Raw genomic sequence first — 23,272 nt, 5'->3', positions numbered from 1 at the left:
GGATTGAATCGCCTTTGTTATAATCAGGTCGGTACCTATACGAACTTGATTGCAGAGGGAGAACCATGAACTTTTCTATTGAATGGCTGACGTTTTATTTAATCGAACAGCTGGAAGGAGAATCCAAACAAATCCGCTTTGCCAAAACGTTGTCCCATGATGAATACCAACACAGTGAATTGCGTTCCTTTCTGGACGGTGAATTCACACGAATCGCCAAGCGTAAAGTGGAGGAAACGCCGCGCAGCGAAGGCAGTCCGACCAAGCTGGGCCGGTTTGTCCTGGCGGAAGGGCACGCGATCGATTCCAATCCAAACTATCAATCGTTTCAGCGAATCTTGCAAGCGGCAAACAAAGAAGATTTCAAACAGTCATGCAGTGAACTGGTGCAAGCCTATCTGCGGACGTCCCAGGTCAGAGGAGGCGTTCTGCTGATCGTCAGAGCAAAGCTGGATTCGCTGGATGACCGTTATGTTTTTTTGTTGAAATGTGATTTCGAACAAAAGACAGCCGTGATCACCGATGAAAGCAGCTTGATTGCCAATGTGCAGATGGCGATCAATGCCAAAAATATGAAATCGATCATGTATCCGTTGATGATCGAGCCGGGGTTGAATGATCACTACCACGTAAAGATTCATCAATTTTCCCATGCCCGCTATTTTGAGGATTTCCTGAAATTCATTGAATTTCCGCAAACAATTGGGCAGATCGTTACCGAAGAAGTGTTATCTATGGCCAAGCAGCAGCTTGATGTCCTTTATCCCGAACCATCGGAAGAGCGCATGCGCGAAGAAGAAGCGTTTGAACTTATGGCGGCCAGCCCCAAACGGGAGCTTTCCGAAAAGTGGGAACATGAAACCGTAATGGAAGCGATGCAGTTGTTAACCGACCGTCAACCGGATCTGGAATTGCGGTTTAAGCTGGATCACATCCAAATTCGCGCGCTGTTGGCCGATTACGGCACCCAGGTGCATATCGCCAAAGCAAACGGCCGCTATCTGGTCTTGCTTTCGGGAGACAGCCTGCAATTTGAAAAGGGGATCTCCCCGGTGGAACTGTTAAAGCCGAAAAATTTGCGGGAAATCGTGCGTGAACTGGAGAACCGGCCAAGCGCACAGGCGGAGCGGGAAGATGTGGCCGATTTGGACACGCCGCCATGGTAAGGGAGGAGGGAGAAGATGAGTGAACAGCAGGAAAAACTTCGCGATTCGATCCGGCGCCGCGTCGTGGAATTGCTGGAGCGGGAACTCCCGGCAGGCATCGTTTGCCAAAGCGAAGCGGAGCAGATCGAGATCCGACTGCCTAACGGCAAGGAACGGCACGGTTCCTTGCGCAAACTGTTTCAAACGATAGAACAGCGGCCTGAGCAAAGGCGGGAACTGATCCATTCGTTTGTGTCGCAGTTGGCGGCGGCCATTAAGGGCGAGTTGGCCAATCGCGATTTAAAGGAAAAAGAAAACCGAGTATATCCGGTGCTCCGGCATGTATCGTTTGCCTCCGGGCGCAATGAGCGATTGATCGTGAAGCCGCATACGGCGGAAACGGTGATCGGGTACGCGCTTGATCAGCAGGAGGGCTATTTGCTGATTGACCAAGAGATGCTGGAGGAAGCGGGTTGGACGGAAGAAAAATTGGACCGGTGTGCCCGGGAAAATCTGCGGTCGCTGCCATACAGTGTGCGTACGCAAAAGATTGGGGACAACCGCCTGCATTTTATCAGTCCGCGGGACGGTTATGCCGCCAGCCGCATTTTGCTCGACGAGCTGTTGCACCGCTTTGATCAAGAACGGACAGGAGCACAGCTTGGCGTGGCGATTCCTCATCAAGACGTGTTGATCATTGGCGATTTGGCCGATGAACAGGGAGCGCTGCTGCTGGCCAGACTGGCGTACGATTTTGCCAGCAAAGGACCTGTCCCGATTACGCCGCTGCCTTTTTACTATGAAGCGGGCGAATTGGCTCCTTATTTGGTCGTGCAACACGGGAAACAGATGCAGTTGAAACGAAAGGAATGAAGCAAGTGTTAACCAAACAGGAAAAAGAATTGCTGGAAGAATGTCTGGACGAATTGTACGAGGAGTACGGCAGCTACCGCAAGTCGCTGAAAAAAGATGAAGAGCTCAATGCCACCTATCAGTTGTTTCTCAGTATCGTCAAAAAACTCGGTTTGCGCCAGCCAAAAGGTTAACATTCCGTCAGGTCAGTTTGTCGAGCCACTGCATTCCATGGTCGACATGATGTAACGAGACGGCATAATCGTCTGTATCGAGACAGGGAAGTACGGAGCTTTCCTCCAGCAAGTCAATCCACTTTTGCTCCCGATACCAGTCGACACCGTCTGCCGGCGGGTGATCGATCTCGGGCCAGACATCCGTCAGCCGGGGACTGTAGAGCTTGGCACGTCCCGGAAGCAGCCGAGTTCCGTTCAGCCGCGCTTGATAGTTTTGATTCGAAGACTTTTGATACGGGCTGAAGATGTGCGGCCAATAGTCGGCGCGTGAACCGGTATGGGGAATCCGCTTGGCCCAGGCAATGATTTTCTCCAGTCTGTCCCGGTTGCCGAACAGCAGTCGGTACAGCGCTTTGCCCACTTCGATGCGTTTTTCCACCAACGGAAAATGATGGACGACCGTCCCGACAATACTGAAGGTGGCGTCGGTCGGGTGCTGTTTATAGGGAAACAGGACTTGATTCAGCGATAAGAGAGATTGGGCCTGAAATTTGAAGGTTTCCAGCACACGTCGCTGAAAATAAGGCTGCCGCACAACTCTTTGCTGTATGTATTGCTGTTCGTTGATAATCAGTCCGTGAGTAAGCGGACGCGGCTCTCGCTTTTGCCAAAACTGCTGCCAGAGCGGGACCATAAAGCGGGAGACACCGAGGGAAGGCAGGAGATGAAACAAGTCCTCCCCCTGTTTTTTCGCTTCGGCATACAGCAACAGTTGCGGATAGGCATCATGGAAGATCAGCCAGTTGGAACGCTCCAGAAACAGAAAAAAGGACTCGATCTCTTCCTCGGACATGATCCGGGGCAGCCATTCTCCACGCAAATCGGTCATGTTCCATCCGCCGTTGCGCGAGACGAGATGTGCGAGCAAAGCCCAGTCCACTTCCGGATGAGCCAGATAGAAGCGGAGATACGCGGCTGTCCGCGTCACGTTGTTGCGATTGGCAATCGTTGTCTGGTAGCGCAGTTCGGAAACTAGATCGATTTGTTCAAGAGTGAGTTTGGTCACGAACAGATGCAACTCCTTTCTGATAGCATAGCCACAAAAAATGGACCTCGGCACAGGTCCTGTTATTATCCAATCATTTCCAGCACGAGCAAAGTAGTGCGCATCCTCTCTTCCGCTTCTTCCCACGTTTTTCCCGTTTTGATGATTCTCTCCGATTGATACTCCGCTTCGGCGACATAAATACCGTTTTGCTCATAGATCCGCATTCGAAGCGCCCCCTTTCCTGTCAGCCAATTTCACATAGTATATGCACAAAGGAAGCAAATGATGAATCATTGCGAAAAAAATCCTTTTTCGATAAAGTGTAGATGTCAAACTAACGAAAAGAGGGGACATAGATGGAGATAAGATGGACAGAGGCCGCTCAGGTACAATTAGCGGAGAAATGGCCGGATGACAAGGATTTGCGCATCATCGGCCGTTATGTTGGCGGTTGCGGGGCAAATGTGGAGTACAGCCTCGTTTGGGATCGGGAGGCGGCGAACGATCACTGTTACCCGTTGTTTGGTCAACAACTGCGGATCGATCCGCTGACGGTGGAATATTTATCGGTGCCAGTTTTGACGATCGATTACCGCCCCAATCAAGGGTTTCGCCTGGTCACGCCCGAGCAGATTCTTTCCTACGGTTTGCAGGTAAGGGAAGCGTGACGCTGACCGCTACTTCGGCAACAGCTGCAGGCAAAAGGATAGAATTCCTGCAGCAATCAAAGGTCCAACCGGGACACCGCGGAAAAAAGTAACGCCGATAATCGTCCCGATCAAAATGCCGGTGACCATTAGCGGTTGCTGGGACATCAAGGTTGCGCCTCTGCCGCCAAGGTAGGCAACGAGCACACCGACGACTACCGCCAGCAGTGACTGCCAGTGGGTGAAGGTTTTCCAGATGATTTCCTCGTTGATTTTTCCGCTGGCCAATGGCGCAAGTACGCCAATCGTCAGGACAATGATGCCGATTTGCAAACCGTGTTGCTCAAGGTAAGGAAACAGGCGGTCCAAATGAAGGAGCCGAACAAGCAACAGGATCGCCACAGCAATCGAGATGGTAGGGTTGTTGCCGAAAATGCCGAGCGCGAGAAAAATCAGCAGCAAAATATTGGTTAAATCCATGAAAAATCGTCACACTTTCTTTTTTTGTGTAATTATAACAGATAGAGGGTTGTTCGGTGAGCATAAACTTTTAACGTTTGACAAGTGAGGAAATCCAAATATGAAAGAAACCGAAACGATTGATACAGGCTCATCCTGGCAACGCACGCTGTGGATTATGGCGTTTGTGCAATGCATAATGATGATGGCGTTTTCCAGCATGGGCCCTTTTTTGGCGCTCTATATTGAACAACTCGGTGTACATGACTTGAAACAGGTGAGTGTTTGGGCGGGATTGATTGCCAGTGCGAATTTTATCATGTCGGCGATCTTTTCCCCGATCTGGGGCAGCGTGGCCGATCGCAAGGGCCGCAAACTGATGGTGCTCCGTTCCACGCTGGCGATCAGCGTGTTTACCTGTCTGATGGGTTTGGCCACGGCGGTCTGGCAGTTGCTGATCATTCGCATTTTGCAAGGTGTGTTCAGCGGCTACTCCGCATCTGCCAACGCGCTGGTTGCCACCAAAATTCCGGAAGACCGGTTAGGGTTTGCCTTGGGCTGGCTGGCCTCAGCCGGCATGATCGGGTCCTTGCTCGGCCCGCTGGTTGGTGGCATAATGGCGGACTTGGTGCAAAACTACCGAGTTGTTTTTTTTCTGACATCCAGTTTTGCGCTACTCGCTTTCACGATTACCGCCCTGTTTGTCAAGGAAGGGCCGATGGCTGCCGAAAATGCCAGGAAAAAGCCGACGCTGGTCGAACAGTTCAAAACAATCAAGGAATTGAAAAGCGTTCGCTCCATGTTTCTGGTTCTGTTTTTGACCCAATTTTCCGTGATGTGTATCCAACCGGTTTTACCCCTGTTTATGAAGGAATTGACCAACGGGTCCGCCTATCTGGGGACGGTAGCCGGTTTTGCGTTTGCGGTCACCGGTCTCGCTGACTTGCTGGCGTCGCCGTTTTTGGGCAAACGCAGCGATGTTCTGGGCTATCGAAAGGTGCTGACGATTTGTATGACGGGTGCCGCCTTGTTTATGTTGCCCCAAGCGTTTGCGCCAAATATCTGGGTATTTATAGCTTCCCGGTTTGGGTTGGGGCTGTTCATTGGCGGTATCATGCCGACAGCCAATGCCTTGGTCGGCCGCCTCACTCCAAAGGAACAGCGTGGCCGTGTTTTTGGATTTACCGCCAGTGCGACCTTTCTCGGCAGTTTTGCCGGTCCGCTGATCGGAGGTTCCGGTTCCGCGTTGTTCGGAATCAGGACGATGCTGGTGTTGGTCGCCATCCTCTACCTGCTCAATATGCTCTGGATCCGCTTTCGCGTCGAAGAACCGACCGGAGGACAGAAAGATGCGGTTTAGCCGAAATAAAAGAACGAGCGTACGGGAACGTCGCTCGTTCTTTTTCATTCCAGCATGCCGACGGGAAAGCCCAACTGCTCGTCCGTACCGGCAAAGCGGCCCCAGGCAAACACGCCGTTAAAATAATCGATGGTAAACGGGGCATCATAGCCATAAACCTGATAAGTTTGACCAATGCGGAATTCATTTGTGCCCAAATAATAAGACTTGGCAAGAAAAAATTTTTGCTGCAGAATTCCAAACTGAACCAAATCTCCAGCTTTTTGCTTGTCTTCCGCTTCTTTGCGCAAGCGCTCCATCTCCAGCTGCAATTCAGCTAGCGTCATTTGACTGTACAAACGCATAGGGAAACCTCCTTTGGCTCGTCTTTATTGTAACAGGAAAAAGGGGATCTGGCGACTGAGCGAGAATGTATATGAGGAGACTGAAAAAGGAGTTGAACCATTGTGACCAGATTCGATTTGACAGGAAAAACCGCAGTAATAACCGGTGCTGGCCGAGGCATCGGCCGTGCGCTTGCCCGTGGCTTGGCTGAGGCTGGCGCTCAGGTAGCGGTTGTCTCCCGTTCACAAGCCCAACTCGATGAACTTGTCCAGGAAATCGAGCAGGCGGGCGGACGGGCTTTTGCCATCGCAGCAGACATTACCGAGTCGGGTGCGCCGGAACAGGTAGTACAGGCAACCATTGAGCAGTTCGGTGGATTACATATTCTCGTGAACAATGCCGGAATGAATATTCGCAGCAAGGCGCTCGATGTGACCGAGGAGGAGTGGGACCGGATCACGGCTTTGGACCTGAAAGCCGCTTTCTTTATGGCACAGGCTGCCGGCAAAGTGATGTGCGAGCAGAAATACGGGCGAATTGTAAACATCGCTTCCGTTGGCGGTCTGGTTGCCTTGCGGACAGGGGTGGTTTATGCCGCGAGCAAAGCGGGAGTTATTCAGATGACCCGGGTGCTCGCTCTGGAGTGGAGCAAATTTGGGGTTTGCGTCAATACGATCGCTCCCTGGTATTTCCGGACGCCGCTCACGGAAACGTTGTTGAACGATCCCGCTTATTTGCAGGACATCCTCAATCGGACACCGATGGGGCGGATCGGCGAGTTGGAAGACTTGATCGGCCCGGCCATTTTCCTTGCTTCCGATGCGGCTGCCTACATTTCCGGGCAAACAATCGCGGTCGATGGCGGCATGTCCGTGTACGGATTTTAAAGAAAAAGAGCGGCGCTCCGGTTGAACTTCACGGAGCGAAATGAACGGGAAAGCGGCTGTTGCCGGTTTGCTTGCTGCTTGCAATCAAAAAAGATCGCCTTCCTCCTGGTGCCAAGGGCAAGGAGCAAGGCGATCTTTGTTTATTTCTCTGTGATCGTAATCGATTTGATTTTAATGGGTTGAACCGGCATACTTGGTTCATTGATGACCGGATTCTTTTTCACTTGGACTGCAGCGATTTTTTGAACAACATCCATTCCTTTGGTTACTTGACCGAAAATCGTATAGCTCGGCGAGTTTTTCAGGTCGCGAACCGTCTCACCGGAACCAATGAAGAACTGACTGCCGTTGGAATTTGGACCAGCATTGGCCATGGCCACCACACCAGGCTGATACTGATGCTTGTTGCTCAATTCGTCTTCAAATACATAGCCCGGACCGCCTGTTCCATTGCCCAGCGGATCGCCGGTTTGAATCATAAAGTCTTTAATCACGCGGTGGAAGAGCAGGTTGTCATAAAATTTATCCTTCGCCAAAAAAACGAAGTTGTTGACGGTTTTTGGCGCATCTTTGGCAAACAGTTCGACTGTAATATCACCCATGGTTGTCGAAATCGTTGCCGTGTATTGCTTGTTCGGATCAATTTGCATGGCGGGTGCATGGTCATATTTTTTCTCACCGGTCGGCGCTGGCTGAGGAGCCGGTTTTTGATCTTTGTCGGCCGGTTGGGTAACAGGCGTTGTCGGTTGTTCAACAGTCTCTTTAGGCGGTTCTGCCGTGTTGCTTGTACTGCATCCGGCAACGAGGAGAACGGCCATGATGCACATAACAAGTGATGTAAAGAAACGCTTCATCAAATTTTGCACCTTCCTCTACTAAATAGTTTGGCTTATCGGTTTTCTCTCTTTTTCCATTTCAGGTAAAACGGCACCATTATTATTCCCCCGTTGATGCCATCACCATTTATAACATAAATTGAACGCGTTTAAAAGTCATCCGCGCGTTGTGGAAAAAGAATCAAAGTTTTGGCAAATTTCAGTTGGCAGCAGAGAGGGAAGATAGCTTGTTAATGGAAAGTTGATAATTTTTTGAAGGGGGAATGTGACGATTCTTTCGTTTGCACGTCAAACGATGTAGAACAGACCCTGCGGCAGGCCTGCCGGGAAACCGCTGTTACTTTTCATTGATGGGAAGAAAAAAGCTGGAGGAATGTCGCGACATTCATCAGTGAGTATGTGGAGGATTGAAATGGGAATGCCGATTGAGCAGAGCAAGCAAACAGCGGCTTCACCCCCTGATGTCAAAAACGAGTATTACGAGGCGCGGGATTTTTCCGAGCTGTACGACGAATATTTCGATCGAGTCAATCGCTACTTGCGATACCGTGTGCATAATCCTTGGGACGCGGATGATCTGACCACAACGGTCTTCTTGAAAGCATTGGAAAAATTCGATCAATACAGCCGGACCAGTCCGTTTGCCTCCTGGATTTTTCGAATAGCTCACAACGCCTTCATTGACTTTCTGCGAAAAAACCGGGAATTGCCGATGGATCAGGGAGAGATGTTTCTTGGGGAAACAGACGATACATGGCAGCCGGAGCAGCAGGCGCTGAGCAACGAAGAAGTCGAGTTGTTGAAAGATCGGCTGGAGTTGCTGACCCAGGACCAAAAAGATGTGTTGACCTTGCGATATTTTGCGGATTTGAAGATAAATCAGGTGGCAGAAGTATTGGGAAAAACAGAATCCAGCGTCAAAATGATTTCGTATCGCGCGCTGCAAAGGTTACAAAAAATGTATAAGGAGGGGCACCGTGATGAGCGATGAAGAGCATGTAAAACAGCCTGAGTTGCAGGACAGCACCATTTCCGATTTGTTAGTTCATTTACAGCGCTTACGCCAGGCGGTTCCTGTCAATTACCAATTGAAAGCGGAGTTAAAAGAAAAGCTGTTGCAACGGATGAAGGAATTGGAGATGAGTCGCGGGGAAACTTCCGGGAAATCTCCTTGGAAAAGAAAGAAATTTTGGTGGGCAGTGTCGGGAATTGTTCTGCTCACGCTTTCGGCGATCATCGTGTTGAGCGTTGCCGATCCGATTCATTTGAAACAGCAAGGTGTGGTCACACTGCCGGCTGACGGCAACGCAGAACGGGTCGATCTGCGAAAAGACGGAAAAGCGATTGCCTATTTATCCGAACAACACGAACTGGTCACCGTGATGCTGGACGGCAAAAGCACCGAGCAGCATCGCATCGAGCTGCCTGAAACAGACGGCGAATACCAATCGCTGGCATGGGCCAACAGCGGGCAACAGCTGGCTGTGGCGGAACAAGACGGAGCTGCCGGCCGGATTTGGTTGATCGATCTTACGGAAAACAATCGGTCGGGAAGTTTTCGGCTGCTGCTGGAAGAGCCGGGGGCAAAGGTCCATTCGATCAGCTGGTCGGCCGATGACAATTATTTGGCCTATACAAAAGAAAGCGAAGGGCAAGCGGAACTTTGGCTCAGCAGCACTCACTCGTTTGCGAAGCAAAAGCTGGCCGATGGAACACAGCCGGAATGGGCGCCGATCAATCATCTGCTTGCTTACGTGGCGGACGGTCAAGTTACCGTCATCGATGTGAACACGAACCGCAGCAAACCGCTCGGGCAGGGGACATCGCCATCTTGGCAGACAGCGGAGCAATTGACGTATTTGGCCAACGGCAGGGATATGATCGCGGTGGATGTCAACCAAGCTGCCGAAGATCCGGAAGTTTTGCCCTTGCCGTTGCAAGCGGAACAATCCGCGGTACGGACGCGTTGGTCCCGTCACGGAAAAAAATTGCTGTTGGTTGCGCAGTCGGGGAAACAACTGATCATATCCGTTGCAACCAGATAAAGAAGGAGAGGAGCGAACAGCATGTGGAGATGGTTGTTCTTGGTCACACTGGCAGTGATGACCTTATATACACAGCCTGTTCAAGCAAACGAACAGTTTGACATTTCATACAGTACTCCGCTTGGCGGGTTAATGAAGTCCGATCAATGGACGGAGCTAAACGTTACGATTACAAATCACGGGGAAGCTTTTGCCGGAAGATTGGAGTTGAGCCCGATCAACAGCAGCGATCGTTCGCTCTTTGGTCAGGCGGTTCAACTCCAGCCGGATGAAACCAAACAAATTCGCTTTGAGCTTCCGGTTGAAATGCTGATGCGTGAACCGAATGCGATTCGTCTGCGGCATGGAGACGAGATCGTTCAGGAGAGACGGCTTACCTCTTTGCGAACTCGCGACGAAGGCGTCATCGGGGTAATTGACAACAGCGACAATGCCTTTCATTTTCTGACAATCAGCAGCGATGAACCGTACCAAGGGCAAGCGGCCAACAATTTTTATCTGCAAAACCTCAAAGCGGATGCGTTGCCCGACCGGTCCTTTCTCTTGGACAATTTGGATATTTTGGCGGTGGGGAACAGCAACGAAACGATCCGCGACAATCAGGCTCTGGCCGTTAAAGAATGGGTAAAACGCGGCGGCGTCCTGATATTGGCAGGGAACCCCAATCAGCCGGCAATGGCGCCGTTTCAAGACATCTTGCCGTCGGAAACAGCAAACCGCCAGCCGGAGTCGCCCATCCAACAGATTGCCGAGCTGAGCGGCGTTTCCCAACCTCCTTTTTCATCAGTTCCTGTCTATCAGGCGGATCAGCCGCTCTTTTTGGTGAACAAGCTGGGCAGCGGGTTGGTCGTTCGCGTCAACTATGATGTGACGGCAGAGCCGATTGCTTCCTGGCAATACAACCGCCAGCTTTGGCAGCAAGTGCTGCAAACGTATCAAGTGACGCATGCGCTCGAACAAAAAATGAACGGTGTTTCGCTGAACTATTCGTTGACGCAGTTAAGCTCCAAACTGCCCGATGTGAATCCGCCATCGGTGAAAGTAATCATTGTCATTTGGCTGATTTACTTGCTGTTGATCGCCCCAGTACTCTATCTCGTACTGAAACGGATCGGGCGGCGCGAATGGGCATGGGGAATCATTCCTTTGGCAGCGATCTTGATGACGGCTGGGGTCTATCTCATTGGCCGCCAATTGGTGGTCAAAGATAACACGAGCTACACGGTCTCCAAAATTCGTTTGCTCGACAAAGAACTGGCTGAAGTGAACAGCGGCGCATCGTTCCTGACCGTTTCCGGCGGTTCATACAACGTCAAAGCGGACCCGGCTTTTATGGCCATCCCGTTAAAGAGTTCCGGTTACTTGGACACCGATGCGGACGGCAGCGTATTCGCCGACGAATCGCAACAAAATCAAGGCATCCGTTTTGAAAATGTGCCTTATTTGACAGTCAAAACCGCTTACGCCGCCGGGATGATGCATGGGTTAGGCTCATTTGACACCGAACTCTCCGTAGCAGGCAGCGAGTTGCAAGGCAGCGTGACCAACAAGACAACCTTTGATTTTCAGCAGACTTATTTGCAATTGGGGTACCAGCGAATCGAACTTGGTCCGCTGAAAAAAGGGGAGAAAAAGCAGATCCGCGAAACGGTGCAAAGATATTACCAGCCACCGGAAGAAGCGGCGAATAAACCGCTGCGCTCCAAAGAAGAGTGGGTCGCGCAAAACAAGGAGCAGGTTTTGGATATTGGAAACAACTCCTTGCAAATAACCGGGGTAAGCGACTCCGATCTGGAGATATTCCAACCGGACTATCAGGGGGTTAGCCACCATTGGACCGTGGTGCAACAACCCGTTGAATTGCAACCGAATGACGATGAGCGGATTGTTTATCCGTATGGGCTGTTGGAGGTAAGTGTGGCAAGCACGGAAGGAAACTTTGACTACACTTCGCAAAACACAATTGCCTTGTCCAAAGGCAGCGTTACCTTTGCGCTGCATGTCTCCCAACCGGGGTTGCGCGTGAAGACGGTCGAAATCCCGCTGGATGAGAGCCCGTATCGTATTTTCAAGAAGGAAATTTTTAATACAAAAACAGGAAAATGGCAGGAAATCGGCAGAGATAACGGGATCACCTTAACCGATGATCTGCACGAGTATCTCAATACAGAGGGGAATATCTTGATTCGCTTGTCGAATCCGGCAGAGGAGCGGTTGATTTTGCCACAGCCGTATTTCCAGGTGGAAGGAGAGAAAACGACGCGATGATTCAGACCGAGCACCTTAGCAAACGATACGGAAAACTGCAGGCTTTGACTGACTTGAATCTCAACATCGACAAGGGAAAAGTTTTTGGATTCATCGGGCCGAACGGAGCGGGCAAATCAACAACGATGCTGATTTTATCGACGTTGCTGACACCATCTGAGGGCAAAGCCTATGTCTGCGGATACGATGTGGTCAAAGAGCCGAAAGATGTCCGCCAATCGTTAGGCTATATGCCTGATTTCTTCGGGGTTTACGATAATTTGAAAGCTACAGAGTATCTTGATTTTTACGCCGGCGCTTACAATATTCCCCCGGCGAAACGAAAATCGTTGATTGCCGATTTGCTGGAACTGGTCAATCTGTCAAACAAGGCGGACGCTTATGTCGATTCTCTGTCGCGGGGGATGAAGCAACGGCTGGGACTGGCGCGCTGTCTGGTGCATAGCCCGGATGTGCTGATTCTCGATGAACCGGCTTCCGGACTCGATCCGCGGGCGCGAATTGAAATGCGGGAAATTTTAAAGCAGCTGCGGCGGATGAACAAGACGATTCTGATCAGCTCGCATATTTTGCCGGAACTCGCCGAATTGTGCGACGAGATCGGCGTAATTGAAAAGGGCAAGCTGATCGCTTGCGGCGCCGTGGACGATGTCAGCATCCGCTCTCGCGGCATCTCGATGATGGAAGTTCGCACGGTTTTCGGAGCGGAGAAGGCCGAGCGTATTTTGCGGGAATCGCGCTTTGTGCGCCAGCTGGACGACAAGAACAGCCATTTTCGCATTCAATTTATGGGCACGGAAGAAAACAAGGCAGAATTATTGCAGCAGCTGATTGCCGCAGGTGTCGGCGTGGTTCATTTTGGCGATTCGCGGGAAAATCTCGAGGATGTATTCCTCGCCATTACGGAAGGAGTGGGCAACTAATGAAAGACATCTTCACCAATCCACTCATCGTCAAGGAAATGCGGGAGAGGTTTCGGACGCGGAAGACCGTCTGGATTTTGGCTTTGTACCTGCTGGTGATGGGTTCGCTCCTGCTCGGGTTCATGTATGTTTTGCAACTGAATGAACTGCCGATGCCGGGCGATAACCGGGAACTGTTTGTCATGACCGCTGTTTTGCAATACGCCTTGCTCTGTTTTATCGCTCCGGCGTTGGCGGCAGGCACGATCAGCGGCGAGCGGGAGCGGCAAACGTTGCACGTGCTGATGACGACCCAACTTACGCCGGCGCAAATCGTTTGGAGCAAATTGCTTACTTCACTGGCCTTTGTGTTTTTGCTGGTGGTCGCTTCCCTTCCGCTTTACAGCTTCGTCTTTTTGTACGGAGGGATCTCACCGAAGCAGCTGTTGCTGCTGATGGTGTTCTTCGCGGTCAATATCCTGTTTTTTGGTGCGCTTGGCGTCTTTTGTTCCACCTGGATCAAACGAACCGGCGTCAGCACCATTACCGCTTACGGGCTTGCTTTCTTTTTTGTTGTCGGAACCGGATTGCTCTATGTTTTTTTGGGCTTGCTGCTGGAAGAGCTGTATCCGCAGCAATGGCTCAATGATAGCGTCTGGGGGTTGACCGGACTGCAAATTTTGGGCGAACTGAATCCGGTGCTGGTTATGTTCGAATTATTGGGGGAAAATTTAGGGCCGACGTTTGACGAGTATTTTATGACCCCATGGATCTTTTTTACCTGCTGCTATGTGTTGTTAAGCGTGCTGTTGATCTGGTGGAGCGCTTTTCTGCTCAAACCGGTTCGTCCCGGTTTACGATGGAAGTAAACAAGGAACTACGGTAAAATAATACAAACGAAAAGGGGGTTGCCTAGATTGTCGGACAACAAACAAGATGTGCAGGTGCTCGATTTTGAGGAACTGCTGAAGTTTATTGAATTGCGGTTGGCTTCGAAAGGAATGCGGGTCGGACGCAATGAGATCATTACGATTCTGCAGGCAGAGGAAGCGTTTTTAATCGCAAAAGGGGTTATTGAAGAAGTATAAACAGGAGAGGAGCAGGCGTGCGATAGCGCCTGCTCTTTTTTGCGCGGAAAAAAAGTATGCCGGCTGCCGGAAACAGGCACACTAATTTTGGGGGGGATGTCAGTATGGGCAAAAATTTTGAGCAGATTTATCAGCAATACAAGGCAGAGGGCGAGCGGCAACAGCGAATCGAGCTTCAGCAGCAGCCGTTAGCAGACGGTGGGCAGGAGCAAATCGTGGCTGTGCGCAAAAACGACGATGGCGATATCATCGCGCTGAAAACATCCGCGGGGCGGGAACTGGACTATGTGACAGCGCTTCAGGAGGCAAAAGCAGGCCGGTTGGCACATGTCGATGTATTTCACAAATACGGTCGGGACATCCTACGAAGTGAACCGGACGGGATCCAAGAGAATAACCTGGATAACTTGCCCACCTTTTAGAGAAATGTTTTGCGTAATCGTTTGAAAGCAGGTAAGATGGAAAAAGCAAGGTAAATTTAAGCAAAGGCGTGAAGAATTTGAGCAACGATTTGGAAAACAAAGATTTGGAAATTGGCGATATCATCAGCCTCGATGACGAGAATGGCGATCTTTTGGGCGATTTTGAAGTGATTGCGCTGTTTGATTTGAACAACAAGCAATACGTTGCCTTGACCAATGCCCTTGACGAAGAAAACGACGAGGAAGAAGATGTTGATGAAGAAGTAGACATTTTCGTATTCCAAGTGGATGGCGGCGAATTGGTCCCTCTGGAGGAAACGGAAGAATCCGAAGCCTATGCCAAGCTGAATGAAGTGCTGGAAGGCATCGAATTAATCGAAGAAAAGTAAGACAAAAAGAGGGGCATCCTGTTGGGATGCCCCTCTTTTTTATTGCGGCGGACTGTTCAGATCGATAATGTCATCCCGCAAATTGCGTACGACCAGCAAGCAGGTATAGTCCGTTTCCTGCAGTTCGTTGAATAGCGATTCGGCTTCGTCTTCAGTAAAGCCGAGATGTTCCAGCTTGGTGCGGAATTCCTTTCCGCTGTGCTGAAAAAAATGCGCTTTGCTGTCAATGTCGCCGATCACTTCTTCCATCTTCGTTTTATACTTATAATGCTCATCCTGCCGATTCGGGTGATACCGTTCCGCGTTATATCGAAGGACATGAATGTCGTCTTTGGCATAGCCAGAGGAATTTAATGCTTGAACGTCAGCAACCAACGCTTGATCGTATTTGTGGAATTTTACAAATGGTTTTGTTGCGCTTATCAAGTCGGCTCCTCCTTTTGTCCCAATCGGTGGTGAACTACAGCGTTAGGATACCCGTTTTTTCGCGGATTTAGCCGAGCGGGGGCATTTCGCTTTGATTGACCAGCTTTTCCGGATAGTGCTACACTAAAGAACGTGCATCTTGCCATCTTGCCCAAGCAGGATGGCAGCTTTTTTCAGCCGGGGCCGGCGGAAGCCGAAAACCGACCGGGGCAAACTAGAAGGCAGCACGCTGTGAAATACGAGAAATTTGCCGTTATTTTCGCAGGTTGAGGTTTTTTCTTTTGCCGGGATAGTATAAAATAGCGATTAAGTGTTCGCCTTTGCGGATTGAATGTAAGAGGGGAGAAGCGAATGAAAGAAGCAGACACACTTACCTATACCGAAGAAGATATTCAAGTGCTGGAAGGGTTAATTGCTGTTCGCAAACGGCCCGGCATGTATATAGGTTCGACTGGCACCCGCGGTTTGCACCATCTGCTCTGGGAAATTGTGGATAATGCCAAAGACGAAGCTTTGGGCGGATACAACGATCGGATTATTGTTACTCTCTATAAAGATGGCAGCGTCAGTGTAGAGGACCACGGACGGGGAATTCCGACCGGCATGCACAAAACGGGACGCCCGGTCCCTGAAGTGATTTTTACCACGTTGCACGCAGGGGGCAAATTTGGCGGCGGCGGATACTTGAAAAGCGGCGGTCTTCACGGCGTAGGTGCCAGTGTTGTTGTGGCTTTGTCCCGATGGTTGGAAGTGGAGATACACCGCGATGGACTGATACATAAGCAGCGGTTCGAATATGTGGTGGATGAAGCGGGAGTCGAGCATGTCGGCAAACCGGTCACCGAGCTAACCGTTGTGGGCAACACCAAGCGGACCGGTACGACCGTGACATTTTTGCCGGATGAGCGGATTTTTTCCACGACCAAATTTGACTATGAACTGATTCGGGAGCGTTTTCGCGAGACCGCCTTCCTGTTGAAAAAACTGCGGCTGGTGCTCATCGACAAACGCGGTCCCGAGACGAAGCGGGAAGAATTCTATTTTGAAGACGGTCTGAAAAGCTATGTGGACTATTTGAATGAAGGCAAGCAAACACTGCATCCGATCGTTTACTTTGACGGAGAAAAAGACAACGTCTATGTAGAGTTGGCTTTTCAATATAATGACGGGTATTCGGAAACGTTGGTCTCTTACGTCAACTCCATTCCGACGACCGATGGCGGTACGCATGTAACCGGCTTTCGCAATGCGACAACGCGGATTTTTAATGAGTACGCGAGACGCAAAGGTTTGCTGAAAGACAAAGACAGCAATTTGACCGGAAACGACCTGCGGGAAGGCTTTCTCGGCGTACTTTCCCTGCAGATGGCCGATGTCCAGTTTGAGTCGCAAACGAAGGACAAGCTCGGCAACGAGGAAGCGCGCACTATCGTCGAACAGATCATCGCGGAAAAATTGAATTATTTCCTGGAAGAGAATCCGGAAATCGGCAAACTGCTGATCGAAAAAGCGATTCGCTCGGCAGAGATTCGCGAGGAACTGCGCAAGCAACGGGAAGCGCTGCGCGGCGACAAAAAAAGCAAAAACGCCAAGAAAAGACGATCCATTTCGGAAAAATTTGCCCCGCCGCAATACAAAGATCCGAAGCGCAACGAACTGTTTCTGGTCGAGGGTGACTCCGCGGGCGGTTCAGCCAAGCAGGCGCGCAACTCCGAGTTCCAGGCGATTTTCGGACTCAAGGGGAAGCCGCTGAATACGGAAAAAGCCAAGCTGTCCGATATTCTTTCCAATGAAGAATTCCGCACCATTTTGGAGGTGTTGGAGACGGATATCGGCGAAGAATTTTCCATTGAACATTGCGCGTTTGACAAAATCATCATCATGTCCGATGCCGACGTGGACGGTTCCCATATCCAAACCTTGCTGCTCACTTTCTTTTTCCGCTACATGCAAGGATTGATCGCGGCCGGAAAGCTGTACATAGCCCAACCGCCGCTCTATCAGGTGAAAAAGGAAGGAAAAAAAGCGGAGTCCGTCTATTGCTGGAACGATTATGAACTGGAACAGGCGCTGAAAAAATTGGGACGCGGTGCGGAAATTCAACGTTACAAAGGTTTGGGCGAAATGAATCCCGATCAGTTGTGGGAGACGACGATGAATCCGGAAACACGCAAATTGATCAAAGTCTCCTTGCAGGATTTGGCGCAAAGCGAAAAGCTCGTTACCGTTTTAATGGGCGATAAAGTTCCCCCCCGCCGTGAATGGATTGAAAATCATGTGACATTCGAAGTGGGAGAGGATGAATAATCATGCTGTCAAACAAAGTCATTGAACAAGGCTTCTCCGAAATTATGGGCAAGCGCTTTGGCGACTATGCCAACCTGGTCATTTTATCCCGGGCGATTCCCGACGCCCGCGATGGGCTGAAGCCCGTCCAGCGCCGGATTCTTTATGCCATGTATCAAGAAGGAAACACAAGCGAAAAACCGTACCGGAAATCGGCCAAAACGGTCGGAACCGTAATGGGGAACTTTCACCCCCATGGCGATTCTGCCATTTACGAAACGATGGTGCGGATGGCGCAATGGTGGAAAATGCGGGAAGTGCTGATCCAAGGTCACGGCAACTTCGGGAGCCTGGATGCTGACCCTCCTGCCGCGATGCGTTATACCGAGTCGCGTTTGTCCGCCTTGGCCAACGAAATGCTGCGCGATATTGAAAAAGACACGGTAACGTTTATTCCCAACTTTGACAATTCCACGGTGCAGCCAACCGTATTGCCGTCGCGTTTTCCCAACTTGCTGGTCAACGGGGCTTCCGGCATCGCCGTCGGGTTCGCCACCGACATCCCGACGCACAATTTGAGCGAAGTGATCGAAGCGACCATCGCGCAGATGCATGATCCGAATATCAGCCTGGATCAATTGATGCAATACATCAAAGGGCCGGATTTTCCGACCGGCGGCATCGTTCAGGGAATTAGCGGAATTCGCAAAGCTTTTGAAACCGGCAAAGGGCAATTTATTATCCGGGCGCGAACGCATATTGAAGAACCGAAAGGCAGCAAGATCAAGAAAATCGTCATCAGCGAAATTCCGTATGATGTCGTCAAGTCTAAGCTGGTCGCGCAAATCGACGACCTGGTGCTTGAGCGGAAAATTGAAGGAGCGCTCGCCGTCCGCGACGAAACAGGGCGCAAAGAAGCTGAAGTCCGTCAAGTGCGGGTCGTCATCGATGTTCGCAAGGATGCGGACACCGAAGCGATTCTCAACTACCTCTACAAAAATACCGACTTGCAAATTTATTACAACTATAATATGAATGCCATCTACGAGGGCACGATTCAGCAAATGGGGCTGAAACAATTGCTTGCCGCCTATATTGCTCACCAGAAAGAAGTGGTGACCAGGCGTTCCCAGTTTGATTTAGACCGGAAAGAGAATCGCCGGCACATCGTCGAAGGGTTGATCCGCGCCAAATCGATTTTGCGGGAAATCGTCGATACGATTATGGCATCGGAAGACCGCGCTGACGCTAAACGAAATATTATCGAGAAATTTGGTTTTACTGAGACCCAGGCCGATGCGATTCTCAGCATCCAATTGGCTTCCTTGACCCGTATCGATATTGTCAAACTGGAAAAAGAGCTGACTGCCTTGGCGAAAGAAATCAAGGAACTGGAAGCGATTCTCGGCAGTGAGCGGAAGCTGATCAAGGTCATTGAAACGGAATTGCGGGAAATCCAGCAGAAATACAGCGACCCGCGGCGGACGGAAATCCAGGGGGAAATCGAGGAGATCAAGCTCGATATCTCGATGCAAATCAAGGCGGAGGACTGTATCGTCACGTTGACGAACGACGGCTACATCAAACGGACCAGTCCCCGCTCGTTCAAGTCGATGGGAGGGACGATCGACAGCTGCGGCGTGAAGGAAGGCGATCGGGTACGTTACTTTGTCGAGACGAATACCGTGCACATCGCCCTGTTCTTTACGCAGGACGGCAAATATTTTGCCACCATGGTCAACGACTTGCCGGACGAAAAGTGGAAAGATATCGGCACGGCATTGGTCAATGTGCTGCCGATGGAAAAACACCAGCGCGTGATCGCCTGCGTGATCGTCCCGGACTTCAAGCAACCGTTGCACGTCTGTCACGTCAGCCGTTCCGGGCTGATCAAAAAGACGGCATTGGCAGAATATGAAACAAATCGCTCCGGTTCGCTGGTTGCCGCCAAGCTTAAACATGAAGACGATGAGTTCATTGAAGTCTTGTTGACCGATGAGTCAGGCAGCTTCATTACCGTCTCCAAGTCCGGCATGGCGATCCGCTTCCCGAAGACAGAAGTTTCGCCAACGGGACGGGCTTCCAGCGGAGTGAAGGCGATCAATCTCGCCGCCGATGATGAACTGATTGGCGCTTTGGCTGTTGACGACCACGATGCTCGCGTGGTGTCCATTCTCACTGCCGAAGGAACGGCTAAACGTACCGCATTGCCGCAAATCCCGCTCCAAGGCCGGGCGGGAAGAGGGGTGGTGCTGCTGAAAAAACGGAAAACGGTTCCGCATCAGCTGATCGCTGTTCAACTGGAAGCGAGCAGCCGCTTGTACGCTTTGACCCGGTTGGATCAGTGGCAAGAAGTAGACGCTGCCCATTTGCCGCTGAATGAACTCGGAGGGATTGGCCGAACCATCGTGGAAGACGGAGTAAAGGCGATCCAATGGGAAGCCGTCCTTCCTCAGGAGGAAACAGCGGACGGGCAGGGGGAGCATCGCTCTGGTGACGAGCCTCAACAAACGCAACAAATCTCTTTATTTATTGAGACCCAGGAAAAGAAGGATTGATCCATATGGCAAAACCATTCGAGGATTTTCAGGCACAGTTGAGCTGGCAGCAGCTCTCTTTGCTTCTTGATACCGTTTCCTATTTTCAGGAGGCGCCCAAGTATCTGTCTTTGCCTGCCGAGTCTGGGGAACGATTGGCTGTCCCGCTGCTTGCCGACACGCTGCGGGAAATGCTGGACTCGTTGCCCGAAGAAGAACCTTTGTTGAAGAAAGCGTTCGCTTTTGCCTGGCAGGCCAGGACGGAAGATGAAGGCGAGTTGCACGTGGCGCTGCCAAACGGCCGTATGCTCCAGCAATATACGAAATTGGCAGACTTTTCTCCGGTATAAGCTATTTCCTGGGGAAGCGCACAATTCGCGAGCAATCCTGAAAAAAAGACAACAATTGACTGGTTTCTGTTGAAAATGGGAAAACTGTGCGGGGAGGTGTCCGCATGGAAAAAACCATTACGCTTGCAGGACAGCAATTTAACCTGGCCACGACTTATGACGGGGATTCCCAGTATCATGTCCAGTTGCGCAACGGAGAGCAAGTCTTGCACAGCTTTAAAATCGCAGCAGAGACCGAACAGGATGTAATTCCTGCGGCAATGGCCCACTTGCAAGCCGATCTTGCCATGGGCAATCTGCAGTTGTAAATCGGAAAGCGACTCGACCGGGTCGCTTTTCATTTTGCCGAAAACATGATACAACTGGGGAAAGAGATGTGGGAACGGAGGGACAACAGATGACGATCGACCCCAAATTAACCGAACGCCGCAGTTTCCTGCAACTGTTGGAACAGCCTGAACAATTGTCGGAATGGCCGGAAGCGGACATCATCTTATGTTTGCGGCAGATTGAACAAGAACGGCAAGGCGGAACGCGGGCGTCCCAAGAGCTTGATTATGTGGAAACGCTGCTGTTGACCGCGCTTGGGGAAAAACGGATGGGCAAACCAGGGGGAGAGGCTTTGGCCGAGGAGTGGCTGTGGCGAGCCTGTGAACTGACGCCTTCGCATCAACCGGCTGCCCGACAATTGGGAAAATTGCTGCTGGAAAAATTGAAGCGGCACTCGTTTGTCAGCGACTTTCCGGTCATTCGCGAAACAGACAACGGAGCTACCCGCAAGCGGCTTGTCGAGCAGTTGCTGGCACAGATTGATCGTGAGCAAAACAGCACGCAGAACTGGTATCAAGTTTTGGACATGTTGGGAAAATTGTCGCCGCATATGCCGCCGGCGGAACAGGAAAAAATCGTTCAGATGCTCGATTTGTATCGGGAACGGGAACGTCTGCTGAACCAGCTGCTGATGATTGCCGAAAAATATGCGGAATCGTTGAAGGGAATGTTTTACTCCTCGGAAATGCTCGCCGAATTGCAGGCGCTGATCCGTCGGCTGGCCTTGCAGCAGCAGCGCAAGGAAAACTTGTTGAGCGATTCGGCGCAAACAACCGCCGAGATGGAAGTACAGCCGACAGCGCTGCAAGAATTGCAACAGTTGATTGGCTTGGAGGAGATCAAGGAACGGGTCCAACAGTTGTACCATTTTTACCGCTATCAACAGTTGCGGCAGGAAAAAGGCTTTCAGTTGCGCGACCCGTTGCCGCTGCATCTGGTTTTGATGGGCAATCCGGGGACGGGCAAAACGACGCTGGCCCGGCTGAGTGCTCGGCTGTATCACGAGTTGGGGCTGCTGGAACGGCCGGAAGTGATTGAAGCAGATCGCTCGCAGCTGGTCGGGGCATTCGTGGGGCAAACGGAAGAGCGCACGATGGAGATGATCAAGCGTGCCGCCGGAGGGGTGCTCTTCATCGATGAAGCGTACAGTTTAAAACGGGCAGACAGTCATGGCAGCGACTATGGCCAAGTGGCGATCGATACCTTGGTCAGCGCGATGACCAGCGAGCAATGGGCGGGCAAGTTTGTTGTCATTCTCGCCGGTTATCCCGAAGAGATGCGCCACTTTTTGTTGGCCAATCCGGGATTGCGCAGCCGCTTTCCAGAAACTGGGCACTTCCTGCTGCCTGACTATTCCACGAACGAACTGATCACGATCGCCGAACAGGTAGCGGAGCGTAATGACTATTCGTTGACTGATTCAGCCAAAAAGGCGCTGAAACAGCGGATTGACCAGGAGCGGGTCGACGCCACTTTCGGCAATGCCCGCACGGTGACCAATATCGTGCTGGACGCCATTTTTGCCAAAGGCCGTCTCCTCGATCGGGATTCTCCGCTGCATCTGGATGATTTTACGCTGCTTTACCCGGAAGACGTACAGAAACAACCGTTTGCCCAACAAGCGGAACAAAGCGCGGAGCAACAACTGGCGCAATTGATCGGCCTGGAACCGATCAAGCGTGAATTGGAGAAAGTCCGCGGATTTTTGCTGGTGCAGCAAGAGCGAGTCAATCGCGGCTTGCCAGCTGTTCCGATCGAGCTGCACGCCGTTTTCACCGGCAATCCGGGCACAGGCAAAACAACCGTTGCTCATTTATATGCCCAGACGCTCCGCGAGTGCGGTTACCTGAAAAGAGGTCACTTGGTAATCGCCAGCCGGGCCGATTTGGTGGGGGGATATGTCGGACAGACTGCCGTACAGACAAGGCGGAAGATCAGGGAAGCGTTGGGCGGCGTTCTGTTTGTTGATGAAGCGTATGCGCTGGCGACGGGCGGAGAGCTGGACTTCGGCCGCGAAGCGATTACGACGATGGTTGACGAGATGACCCGGCATAAAGAAAACTTGGTGATTGTGCTGGCCGGCTATCCGCGGGAAATGGAACGGCTGCTGCAAGTCAATCCCGGCTTGGCGTCCCGTTTCAAGAAATATTTCCTGTTCCCGGACTACACGCCGGCGCAGCTGGCTGCCATGTTTGCCGCCAAGCTTGCCGGTTTGGGGTATCAGTTGGCGGAGGGAGTGTTGGAGCAGTTGCAACAGCAGTTCGAGCTAGGGGCAAAGCAAGGCTGGCTGGACGGAAATGGCCGGCTGGTCAGCAATCTGGTGCAGGAGGCCATACAGAACCAGGCGCTGCGTCTGGCGGAAACTCCCTTTGAGCAACTGAGTACCGACTATTTGCAGCAAGTTATTTGGCAAGATCTTGCCAGCCTGTTCCCGGCGGAAAGTCAAACGAACTCAACGGAGCAAGAGCAAGCACGATAGGAAACGAGCAGTCCCA

At 51.3% G+C, this 23,272-nt stretch carries 25 protein-coding genes; 19 read left to right on the top strand and 6 right to left on the bottom strand.

What is annotated here, in order from left to right:
- Positions 1-65: 65 nt before the first annotated feature.
- The 3 genes from JOD01_RS10265 to JOD01_RS10255 are packed head-to-tail and all read left to right on the top strand — an operon-like array spanning position 66 to position 2,191.
- The gene (locus JOD01_RS10265; protein ID WP_204518230.1) at positions 66-1,166 is read left to right on the top strand and encodes a DUF3900 domain-containing protein; all 1,101 of its coding nucleotides are present in this window, start codon (positions 66-68) and stop codon (positions 1,164-1,166) included.
- A gap of 15 nt (positions 1,167-1,181) precedes the next feature.
- On the top strand, positions 1,182-2,018 hold the full coding sequence (locus JOD01_RS10260) for a DUF1444 family protein (RefSeq protein ID WP_204518229.1): 837 nt from the start codon (positions 1,182-1,184) through the stop codon (positions 2,016-2,018).
- Positions 2,019-2,023: 5 nt separating this feature from the next.
- Positions 2,024-2,191, top strand: coding sequence for a hypothetical protein (locus tag JOD01_RS10255; RefSeq protein ID WP_204518228.1), 168 nt, complete (start codon positions 2,024-2,026; stop codon positions 2,189-2,191).
- Between the two features lie 7 nt (positions 2,192-2,198).
- Here JOD01_RS10255 and JOD01_RS10250 read toward each other — a convergent pair whose 3' ends face one another.
- Both JOD01_RS10250 and JOD01_RS10245 read right to left on the bottom strand, forming a co-directional pair.
- Entirely contained in the window at positions 2,199-3,239 is a 1,041-nt protein-coding gene (locus JOD01_RS10250; RefSeq protein ID WP_338028548.1) for a DUF2515 family protein, read from the bottom strand.
- A gap of 65 nt (positions 3,240-3,304) precedes the next feature.
- Positions 3,305-3,445 (bottom strand): hypothetical protein, encoded by a 141-nt coding sequence (locus JOD01_RS10245; RefSeq protein WP_204518227.1) that lies wholly within the window; start codon positions 3,443-3,445, stop codon positions 3,305-3,307.
- Positions 3,446-3,577: 132 nt separating this feature from the next.
- Here JOD01_RS10245 and JOD01_RS10240 point away from each other — a divergent pair, with 132 nt between their 5' ends.
- Complete coding sequence (locus JOD01_RS10240) at positions 3,578-3,889, top strand: iron-sulfur cluster biosynthesis family protein (RefSeq protein ID WP_204518226.1); 312 nt, start codon at positions 3,578-3,580, stop codon at positions 3,887-3,889.
- 9 nt (positions 3,890-3,898) lie between these two features.
- Here JOD01_RS10240 and JOD01_RS10235 read toward each other — a convergent pair whose 3' ends face one another.
- On the bottom strand, positions 3,899-4,348 hold the full coding sequence (locus JOD01_RS10235; RefSeq protein WP_204518225.1) for a DUF441 domain-containing protein: 450 nt from the start codon (positions 4,346-4,348) through the stop codon (positions 3,899-3,901).
- Between the two features lie 100 nt (positions 4,349-4,448).
- Here JOD01_RS10235 and JOD01_RS10230 point away from each other — a divergent pair, with 100 nt between their 5' ends.
- Positions 4,449-5,687, top strand: coding sequence for an MFS transporter (locus JOD01_RS10230; protein WP_239565372.1), 1,239 nt, complete (start codon positions 4,449-4,451; stop codon positions 5,685-5,687).
- A 44-nt stretch (positions 5,688-5,731) separates the two neighbouring features.
- Here the strand turns inward: JOD01_RS10230 and JOD01_RS10225 are convergent, their stop codons facing one another.
- The gene (locus JOD01_RS10225; RefSeq protein ID WP_204518224.1) at positions 5,732-6,031 is read right to left on the bottom strand and encodes a YfhH family protein; all 300 of its coding nucleotides are present in this window, start codon (positions 6,029-6,031) and stop codon (positions 5,732-5,734) included.
- Positions 6,032-6,133: 102 nt separating this feature from the next.
- Between JOD01_RS10225 and JOD01_RS10220 the strand changes: the two genes are divergently transcribed.
- Positions 6,134-6,898 (top strand): glucose 1-dehydrogenase, encoded by a 765-nt coding sequence (locus JOD01_RS10220; protein WP_204518223.1) that lies wholly within the window; start codon positions 6,134-6,136, stop codon positions 6,896-6,898.
- 140 nt (positions 6,899-7,038) lie between these two features.
- On the opposite strand, the gene JOD01_RS10215 is transcribed toward JOD01_RS10220, so the two are convergent.
- Positions 7,039-7,752 carry a peptidylprolyl isomerase gene (locus JOD01_RS10215; protein WP_204518222.1) on the bottom strand — a complete coding sequence of 238 codons (714 nt, stop codon included), beginning with the start codon at positions 7,750-7,752 and terminating at the stop codon, positions 7,039-7,041.
- A gap of 394 nt (positions 7,753-8,146) precedes the next feature.
- On the opposite strand from JOD01_RS10215, the gene JOD01_RS10210 reads away from it, so the two are divergent.
- The 8 genes from JOD01_RS10210 to JOD01_RS10175 all read left to right on the top strand — a co-directional run bounded on the left by JOD01_RS10210 (position 8,147) and on the right by JOD01_RS10175 (position 14,848).
- Positions 8,147-8,725, top strand: coding sequence for an RNA polymerase sigma factor (locus JOD01_RS10210; protein WP_204518221.1), 579 nt, complete (start codon positions 8,147-8,149; stop codon positions 8,723-8,725).
- Positions 8,715-9,779, top strand: coding sequence for a hypothetical protein (locus tag JOD01_RS10205; protein WP_204518220.1), 1,065 nt, complete (start codon positions 8,715-8,717; stop codon positions 9,777-9,779). Before JOD01_RS10210 ends, JOD01_RS10205 begins: the two co-directional genes overlap by 11 nt.
- Before the next feature lie 21 nt (positions 9,780-9,800).
- A complete protein-coding gene (locus tag JOD01_RS10200) occupies positions 9,801-12,047 on the top strand; it encodes a hypothetical protein (RefSeq protein WP_204518219.1) in 2,247 nt (748 codons plus the stop codon).
- Positions 12,044-12,970, top strand: coding sequence for an ABC transporter ATP-binding protein (locus tag JOD01_RS10195; RefSeq protein WP_204518218.1), 927 nt, complete (start codon positions 12,044-12,046; stop codon positions 12,968-12,970). Before JOD01_RS10200 ends, JOD01_RS10195 begins: the two co-directional genes overlap by 4 nt.
- Positions 12,970-13,818: an ABC transporter permease gene (locus JOD01_RS10190; protein ID WP_204518217.1), complete on the top strand. Its 849-nt coding sequence runs from the start codon at positions 12,970-12,972 to the stop codon at positions 13,816-13,818. Before JOD01_RS10195 ends, JOD01_RS10190 begins: the two co-directional genes overlap by 1 nt.
- Before the next feature lie 48 nt (positions 13,819-13,866).
- Positions 13,867-14,037: a hypothetical protein gene (locus JOD01_RS10185; protein WP_204518216.1), complete on the top strand. Its 171-nt coding sequence runs from the start codon at positions 13,867-13,869 to the stop codon at positions 14,035-14,037.
- A 104-nt stretch (positions 14,038-14,141) separates the two neighbouring features.
- Positions 14,142-14,459, top strand: coding sequence for a DUF3892 domain-containing protein (locus JOD01_RS10180; protein ID WP_204518215.1), 318 nt, complete (start codon positions 14,142-14,144; stop codon positions 14,457-14,459).
- 77 nt (positions 14,460-14,536) lie between these two features.
- Positions 14,537-14,848, top strand: a complete 312-nt coding sequence (locus tag JOD01_RS10175; RefSeq protein ID WP_239565371.1) for a DUF1292 domain-containing protein — start codon at positions 14,537-14,539, stop codon at positions 14,846-14,848.
- 39 nt (positions 14,849-14,887) lie between these two features.
- On the opposite strand, the gene JOD01_RS10170 is transcribed toward JOD01_RS10175, so the two are convergent.
- The gene (locus JOD01_RS10170; RefSeq protein WP_204518214.1) at positions 14,888-15,274 is read right to left on the bottom strand and encodes a YflT domain-containing protein; all 387 of its coding nucleotides are present in this window, start codon (positions 15,272-15,274) and stop codon (positions 14,888-14,890) included.
- 351 nt (positions 15,275-15,625) lie between these two features.
- On the opposite strand from JOD01_RS10170, the gene JOD01_RS10165 reads away from it, so the two are divergent.
- The 5 genes from JOD01_RS10165 to JOD01_RS10145 all read left to right on the top strand — a co-directional run bounded on the left by JOD01_RS10165 (position 15,626) and on the right by JOD01_RS10145 (position 23,256).
- Positions 15,626-17,581 (top strand): DNA gyrase/topoisomerase IV subunit B, encoded by a 1,956-nt coding sequence (locus tag JOD01_RS10165; protein ID WP_204518213.1) that lies wholly within the window; start codon positions 15,626-15,628, stop codon positions 17,579-17,581.
- Positions 17,582-17,583: 2 nt separating this feature from the next.
- The gene (parC, locus tag JOD01_RS10160; RefSeq protein ID WP_204518212.1) at positions 17,584-20,118 is read left to right on the top strand and encodes a DNA topoisomerase IV subunit A; all 2,535 of its coding nucleotides are present in this window, start codon (positions 17,584-17,586) and stop codon (positions 20,116-20,118) included.
- Positions 20,119-20,123: 5 nt separating this feature from the next.
- Complete coding sequence (locus JOD01_RS10155) at positions 20,124-20,447, top strand: hypothetical protein (RefSeq protein ID WP_204518211.1); 324 nt, start codon at positions 20,124-20,126, stop codon at positions 20,445-20,447.
- A 104-nt stretch (positions 20,448-20,551) separates the two neighbouring features.
- On the top strand, positions 20,552-20,755 hold the full coding sequence (locus tag JOD01_RS10150; protein WP_204518210.1) for a hypothetical protein: 204 nt from the start codon (positions 20,552-20,554) through the stop codon (positions 20,753-20,755).
- Positions 20,756-20,844: 89 nt separating this feature from the next.
- Complete coding sequence (locus tag JOD01_RS10145; RefSeq protein WP_204518209.1) at positions 20,845-23,256, top strand: AAA family ATPase; 2,412 nt, start codon at positions 20,845-20,847, stop codon at positions 23,254-23,256.
- Positions 23,257-23,272: the final 16 nt, after the last annotated feature.

The sequence above is a fragment of the Brevibacillus fulvus genome (assembly GCF_016908525.1).
In the GTDB taxonomy this organism is placed as follows: Bacteria; Bacillota; Bacilli; order Brevibacillales; family Brevibacillaceae; genus Brevibacillus_G; species Brevibacillus_G fulvus.
The sequence above is the reverse complement of the archived record's forward strand: the minus strand, read 5'-3'. Positions and strand labels throughout refer to the sequence as shown.